Origin of the sequence: Streptomyces sp. NPDC058231, from assembly GCF_042882275.1 — a bacterium.
Lineage (GTDB): Bacteria > Actinomycetota > Actinomycetes > Streptomycetales > Streptomycetaceae > Streptomyces.
The window spans coordinates 1-6,628 of the sequence record NZ_JBHVWN010000132.1 but is presented as its reverse complement, the minus strand read 5'-3'; the positions used below and the strand labels follow the sequence as shown (position 1 = coordinate 6,628).

At 67.5% G+C, this 6,628-nt stretch carries 8 protein-coding genes and 2 pseudogenes; 7 read left to right on the top strand and 3 right to left on the bottom strand.

Features of this window, described 5'->3' with window-relative positions; all coding sequences use genetic code 11:
* Window positions 1–166: 166 nt before the first annotated feature.
* Window positions 167–526: a hypothetical protein gene (locus ACFVXE_RS38390; protein ID WP_389678375.1), complete on the bottom strand. Its 360-nt coding sequence runs from the start codon at window positions 524–526 to the stop codon at window positions 167–169.
* Window positions 527–833: 307 nt separating this feature from the next.
* Entirely contained in the window at window positions 834–1,304 is a 471-nt protein-coding gene (locus tag ACFVXE_RS38385) for a barstar family protein (RefSeq protein WP_389678373.1), read from the bottom strand.
* 528 nt (window positions 1,305–1,832) lie between these two features.
* On the opposite strand from ACFVXE_RS38385, the pseudogene ACFVXE_RS38380 reads away from it, so the two are divergent.
* The 7 genes and pseudogenes from ACFVXE_RS38380 to ACFVXE_RS38350 all read left to right on the top strand — a co-directional run.
* Window positions 1,833–2,453: pseudogene (locus ACFVXE_RS38380) on the top strand (replication initiator); the annotation flags it as partial.
* A pseudogene (locus ACFVXE_RS38375) lies at window positions 2,450–2,563 on the top strand (helix-turn-helix transcriptional regulator); the annotation flags it as partial. The pseudogenes ACFVXE_RS38380 and ACFVXE_RS38375, both read left to right, overlap by 4 nt.
* 5 nt (window positions 2,564–2,568) lie before the next feature.
* Window positions 2,569–3,006 (top strand): hypothetical protein, encoded by a 438-nt coding sequence (locus ACFVXE_RS38370; protein ID WP_389678377.1) that lies wholly within the window; start codon window positions 2,569–2,571, stop codon window positions 3,004–3,006.
* Window positions 2,952–4,019, top strand: coding sequence for a hypothetical protein (locus ACFVXE_RS38365; protein WP_389678372.1), 1,068 nt, complete (start codon window positions 2,952–2,954; stop codon window positions 4,017–4,019). Before ACFVXE_RS38370 ends, ACFVXE_RS38365 begins: the two co-directional genes overlap by 55 nt.
* A gap of 7 nt (window positions 4,020–4,026) precedes the next feature.
* Complete coding sequence (locus tag ACFVXE_RS38360; RefSeq protein WP_389678370.1) at window positions 4,027–5,229, top strand: hypothetical protein; 1,203 nt, start codon at window positions 4,027–4,029, stop codon at window positions 5,227–5,229.
* Window position 5,230: 1 nt separating this feature from the next.
* Window positions 5,231–5,713, top strand: coding sequence for a hypothetical protein (locus ACFVXE_RS38355; protein ID WP_389678368.1), 483 nt, complete (start codon window positions 5,231–5,233; stop codon window positions 5,711–5,713).
* Window positions 5,714–5,723: 10 nt separating this feature from the next.
* Window positions 5,724–6,383, top strand: a complete 660-nt coding sequence (locus ACFVXE_RS38350) for a hypothetical protein (protein ID WP_389678366.1) — start codon at window positions 5,724–5,726, stop codon at window positions 6,381–6,383.
* Here ACFVXE_RS38350 and ACFVXE_RS38345 read toward each other — a convergent pair.
* On the bottom strand, window positions 6,353–6,628 hold a 276-nt coding region (locus tag ACFVXE_RS38345; protein ID WP_389678365.1), incomplete at its 5' end, for a transposase. The genes ACFVXE_RS38350 and ACFVXE_RS38345 overlap by 31 nt on opposite strands.

The following is a 6,628-nucleotide window of genomic DNA, read 5'->3' as shown; positions in this document are numbered from 1 at the left end:
TCGTTCGTCTTCACACACCGATGATCAACGGTGGCCAAACTCATCTCTGCACCGGCCCCCACCAGCAAGATCACGATCTACAGCTGGAGTATTAGGAGCGTGGTGGGGCGAGTTGGGGCCTGACCTGTGGGATGCCGACTTCGGCGTCTGTTGGCTGTGGCCTCCGTCAGCAGCCGCAGTTCACCGTGAGTCCCGCCTGATCTGACGCGGCCGTGGCACAGAGACCTGCCGTCGAGTAGCCTTCGGCGACCAACATCAGGGAGGTGTGGTGTTCAGATTTCGCCGGCGGTCGAAGACGGTTCGACAGCCCTGGATTGAGTACGCCTTGCAGCGGCAAATCGAGCAAGCTGATCCGGAGCGAGGGCGTGGGTTGTCCCTGCCGGCCGAGGTCCAAGGCGAGGCCCTGCGCTTGCTGCAGGCTGCTAACAGGCTCGAGGCCATCAGGATGATCAGGGAGGCGGGTAACTACGGGCTGGTGGATGCCACGCATATTGCCGCTGCCCTGCAGGGTCGTTGCAACGGACATGGACAGGAGTGCCAGGATCAGCAATGACCGTTTTGATCTCAGGCCTCATCCTTATCAGGTCGATCACGGGAGCTCTGCGGCCTCGCTGAACCCGCTCGGAGCCCCTGCCGCCTAGCTGCTGAGGTTCGGCGTTGACCGACGTGGTTCGCGCTTGTTGGTGTCAGCCGCTGATGTCAGGAGAAGCACCGGGCTTGACGCGCTGCTGTAAGAACGTCCGCGAATTCTCCGGACCTGACGCTGGGGATTCTGAGATGACAACACCTCACGCCGCGGGCATCTTCATCTGGTCCGCGAGATGAAGCCGTTTCTATGACGACCCCGTCTCTTCCCAGCACAATCGCAGCTGTGCCTGCAGGCCCGAAACGGATGCTGCGTCGCAGGACATGACGACAACGAGCCTGCTCAGGTCGATGCCCTCGGGCCGCTGTGTGGAGGACCGTCGCTGTCCTGCCCGCAGAAGGGTCTTGAAAAGCAGCCGCCGTCCGGCGGCATCGCCTGATAGTGCCTCATCCGCAGCCTCGACGATCAGTACGTAGTGGTCCGCGGGCAGCCACTTCAGGTCGCGCAGACAGTCGGAGAGGGCATCCCAGTTCCACCCGAAGTAATCCGGCAGCTTCAGTCCGTCATAGAACTGCTGGAAGACGGAGTCCGTGTCGGGCATCTCCCGGCCGTCGAGCCGCGATACGTACGTCCTGCCGGTCATGGGAAGCAGCAAATCGACAGGCAGGGCGCCTTGCTCCGGAACGACGTGTACCCAGGGCACGATGTGCACCGCCATCCTCCCTCCAGTGATCCAGGGCGTCCGCCGCCGTCAGAGCCGGTTATGGCAGCGAGCTGCAAAGTCTAGATCCAAACGAAACGGCCCAGACCAGCCCTGGTCCTGGTGGCCTCTGGCCAAGGTTTGACGACAGCCACTAGCTAGCGGCCAGTCCCCCTCAACCCTCCACTCACCCCAGCTCCCATCCCGTCCGCCTTCGGCCCACACACCGTGGAGCGGGCGTGGTTCAGGGCGTCAAGGTGGAGCGCGCCACTGTACGAACGGCCTTGACGCCCTGGGCCGCGGCTGCTCGGCTCTGCCTGGGTCGAAGGTGGTCGGGATGGGAGCCCACGACGCTCGCCACGATTCGGCCGGCACTCGCGAACGGCGCACCGTCCATCCCGGAGTCTGAGCGCCCCCGCCGGAGGCATGTCCTTGTGCCTGCCGTTTCCCCTTGTCCAGGTTCTCTCGCTCTAGTTGCGCGACCGGCGTAGCCGGCGCCCAGAGCGGGGCGAAGACAGGAGCGCAGGGCCCCGGCGGTGAGCCGGGGACCTCCTCGCCGATGCCATCCGCGCCGCCGCCACAGCTGCCGACGTGCCCGGCCCCGTCATCGACGGCCGCGCCCACACCTTCGCCTTCGGCCGGCAACTCGACATCCGCCCTATCCGCACAGCCGACTTCGACGGCAGCACCGAACTCACCGAAAGGGCCGTCGCCGCCTACATCGCCAAGTACGCAACCAAAGGAGCAGAGACCGCGACTGGCACCCTCGACCGCCCGCTCAAGTTCCTCGCCGAACTCGCCCGCATGACCCTCACCGACCACGCCCGCCAGATGATCCGCACCGCCTGGACCCTCGGCGCACGCACAGACCTCGCCGAGCTCCGGCTACGGGCCTGGGCCCACATGCTCGGCTTCCGCGGCCACTTCTCCACCAAGACCCGCCGCTACTCCACAACCCTCGGCGCCCTACGCACCGCCCGCGCCGAATGGCGACGCCTCCAAGCCGCCATCGCCCACGGTGACCAAACCCCCGTGCCGGCCGACCCGGACAGTGACGAGACCACCCTCGTCCTCGCCCACTGGAACTTCGCCGGAACCAGCCGCACCCGCGGCGAGGAATGGCTCGCCGCCTCCATCACCCCCGACCTGGAAGGAGCCGGAGCATGACCACCGCCACCGCCGAACTGCTGACCGTGCCCGAGGTCATGGCGCGCCTCAAGCTCGGACGCTCCACGGTCTACGACCTGATCCGCTCGCGCCGACTGACCTCGATCACGGCGTCATGGCCACCCCGGCCGCGACGACGCAGCCCTACGTGGACGGCGACCAGATGGGATGTATCTGGGACGGCACCCCGCAGGCCTCTACGTCCCGCCGCGTCGCAGGTACCGACCGCGTATATGGCGACGCAGGCAAGAGCGGCCGACTGACCGCTGTCAACGCGGGCGCCTCGCCTGCCTACCCGGTCCTGCGCATCGACGGTCCGGTCGCCAATCCGTCCATTGAGCAGGTCTCTACCGGCGGCGGCATCACCCTCGACGGCACCCTCCAGCCCGACGAGTACCTCCTCATCGACAGCCGAACCCGCGCCGTCCTCCTCATGGGCACCAGCCCACGCCGCGCATGGGTCCGCGCCGGATCCGCACTGATCAACCCCCGGCGTGGATGCAGGCCGGTAGCTACCCGGCCCGCACCGACCGCCTCGTCATCGCATCGCTGATGGGGTACCCCGGTTTCCTCATCGACGAGGCCACCCCGCTCCGCATCCGGCAGGGCGTCCGCCCGTCGTACACGAACCAGCAGATGAAGGTGCGGGCCGCGCCGACACCGAACATGACCGTGATCGTGTCCGCGGGCATGGCGTACGTCGACAATCACGACGCGGGCGGCGCCGGTACGTACGTCTGCGTCAACGACGCCGACGTCACCCTCAGCATTGCCCCGGCGGGCGGCGCCGGCCAGTTCCGCAAGGACTGCGTGATCGCCTCGGTGTACGACGCCGGGACCGCCGGGTCCGCCAGCGAATGGCGACTGGAGGTAATCCAGGGAACCTACGCCGCGTCGGCCGGCGCCGCGGTCCGCCCGTCGCTGCCGCCGAACGCACAGATCCTTGCCGATGTTTCGGTGGGGGCGTCGGTCACCTCGATCGCCGCAGGCAACATCTCGGATGTCCGGCAGTTCACGGTCGGGCTCGGCGGCGTGCTGTCCGTGTCGTCGGCGGCAGCACCGAACCGCCCGCACCCGGGCCAGACCATGTACCTCACCGACACCGACGTGTTCCGGTACGGCAAGATCGACGGGTCAACGGGCACGGTCACCCCGGACCAGAACATTCCGTGGATCACCCCGGCCGTGGGCACGGGGTACACCACCGGTGGCACGACCGCCGGTTCCCCGGGCAACCGCAACGGGCCGATCCGGTACCGCAAGGTGATCCGCGACGGCACCCCGTACATGGAGTGGGACGGCGGCGCGACCCGCGCGAACGGAGCGGCGACGACGAACATCCTCGCGGGCACGCTCCCCGCGCAGTACATCCCGTACGCCGTCCGCTCGTTCAGCGTCGCGCGGAACGCCACGTCGATCACGTCCGTCGCGAACAGCAGCTCGGTGGTGCACACGGTCAAGGTCGACTTTGACACCGCCGGTCAGGTCACCTTGGTGGCCGCGACCGCGGGTGATGTGGAGACGAACTGGTTCTCACTCGTCGGCATTTCCTACCCCCTGGCGTGAGGCTGACATGACCGAGATGGCGTTCGCCTCGCTCCTCGCCGCGGGGGCGCAGGACTCCCCGGAGCACACGTACACGTATCTGTTCTGCGACCTCATGACGGACACCGTCCTCGCCGAGCTCCCGCTGTCCGGGGTCACGTACTCGACGGCGCTCAACGGGATCGGGACCCTCACCGCGACGATTCCGTACACCGACGAGACGATCCCCCTCGACCCGGAGACCGCGACGACACCGGGCCGGACCGCGGTCTACGTGGACAGGGACGGCGTCATCGTGTGGGGCGGCATCGTCTGGACCCGCCAGCCCGACGGGCAGAGCAGCAAGCAGATCCAGGCCGCCGAGTTCCTGTCCTACTACCAGCACCGCCACGTGAAGGTGACGCTGTCGACGGACACGAGCCTGCTCACCAATCCGGCGCTGGTTCCCGACGGGCAGCAGCTCTACGCGGATCAGAAATACATCATGTGGTCGCTGCTCACGTACGCGAACGTGCAGGCGGGCGGGAACCCGAAGATCAACGTCGACACGCTGACTGCACCCCCGCACGGCGTGACCCGACAGGCCACTTACTTCGGGTTCGAGCGACCCGAGATCTACAAGGCGATCAGCGAACTCGCCGCGGCCGACAACGGGTTCGACTTCGGTATCGATGTCGGGTGGACCGCCACCACGAACAACAACCCTCCCACCCGCTACCGCCGAGCACGCACCTGGTACCCGCGCCGCGGCCGGGCCGTCGACGAGTCCGGGCTCGTGTTCGTCAAGGGCGGGCAAGGCTCCTCGATCCTGTCGTACGACTGGCCCGAGGACGGCACCGCGGCCGCAACTGAAGTGAGCGCGCTCGGTGCCGGAACCGGTGAGGCCAAGGTTTCCGCGGTCGTGCAGGATGCCGACCGTCTCGCGTCCGGGTGGCCGCTCCTCGAATCGGTGAGCACCTATGAGGGGGTCATCGATCAGGCGCAGATCACCGGGCTGGCCAACGCGGAGTTGACTGCGCGCGGGCAGGCGCAGCTGCAGCCGACGTTCGAGGTGTCGGCCGACGCGGACCCGGCATTCGGTAGCTACAGCGTGGGCGACGAGGCGCTGTTCATCATCGACCCGGAGCCGCTCTGCCCGGCCGGACGGCAGGGAGCGCTCCGCATCGTCGGTATCGAGAACACCGCGGCGGCCGGGCCCGAGCGGGTCCGCCTGACCTGCGTGGCGGTGTGACATGCCCCAACACGCCACCTCCCCGGACTTCCTCCAGCGCCTCGCCGAGCTGGAGGACCAGGTCGCGCAGCTCCGTCGGACGGGGTGGGAACGCGACGAACTCCCTTTCTATCCCACCTCGTTGCACACGATGCCGTACGAGGACAACACCGCATTCACGACGGTGTGGGAAACGATTCTCGCCCCGCGCACCGCGTCCCTGTCGGTCGGGCTGGTGACCATCGGCGACGTGGTCGGCACCACGAACACCGGCGGCGCCTGGCAGGTGGTGATGGCGCAGACCGACATCGTCATGTCCGGCTCCGTGGCCGCCACGTTCTCGTACCAGTTCGCCGCGCAGGTCATCGACCTCACCCCGTACCGGGCCCTCTCCGAACTGAAGGTCCAGCTGCAAGTACGCCGCACGGCCGGCGCCACGACCGGCGGAAAGTTCGGCACCGGCGGCGCCATCGGTATCGCCCCCCGCTACGCCCGACTCATCTGAAAGGAACGCCATGCCTGACCTATGGATGCCGGGCGCCACCCACCTCGACATCGGCGACCACGCCCCCACCGACGGCGGCCCCGCCAAGGCGATCGGCCACATCACGTGGGACCGCAATGCCACCGTGACCAAGCCTGCCGCGCTGGTTCCATACGAGAGCCTGCGCGACTACTTCGGGAAGAACGCGGCGGGCAAGGCGGTGGCCCCGCACATCTTGTGGGACCCGTTCATTGGCCGTGTCACCCAGTTCGTTCCGGCGAACTCCCGCTCCAAGTCCTTGGCGGATGCGGCAGGTGGGACGCGTACGAACCGGGCTGGCTCGGTCGTGATTCAGGTGGAGGCCCTGTTCTTCCCGTACTGCGTGGTCGGCGGGAAGACGTACGTCCGGCTGGCCGACACGCCGTGCAAGGGGTGGGCCGAGCTGAACGCGTGGGTGCGGTCGTGGGGTGTCCCGGACGCCTGGCCGATGGGGCGCCCAACGAACTTCACCCCGCACCGTAGCGCCACCGTCTGGACTCAGGCGTCCGGCTGGTACGCGCATGCCCACGTACCCGAGAACGACCACCAAGACCCGGGCAGCTGGCCCGCGTTCATCACCAAGGAGGACGACCCCATGGCGGGCATGACTAAGACGGTGTCCTATGTGGTGAGTCGGAGGAGACGTTTGTAGCAGCAGAGGGTGGCGGCGAGGCCGAGGAATGCCAGGTAGTTGCGGGGGTGGCGTTCGTAGCGGTGGTTGAGTCTGCGGTAGCCAGTCAGCCACGACATGGTGCGCTCGATGACCCACCTTCGGCGGCCGAGCCGTTCGCTGGATTCGATGCCTTTGCGGGCGATGCGGACGCCGATACGTTTCCCGCGGAGCCATCTACGCAGGTCAGGTATGTCGTAAGCCTTGTCGGCGTGGAGCTTTCCGGG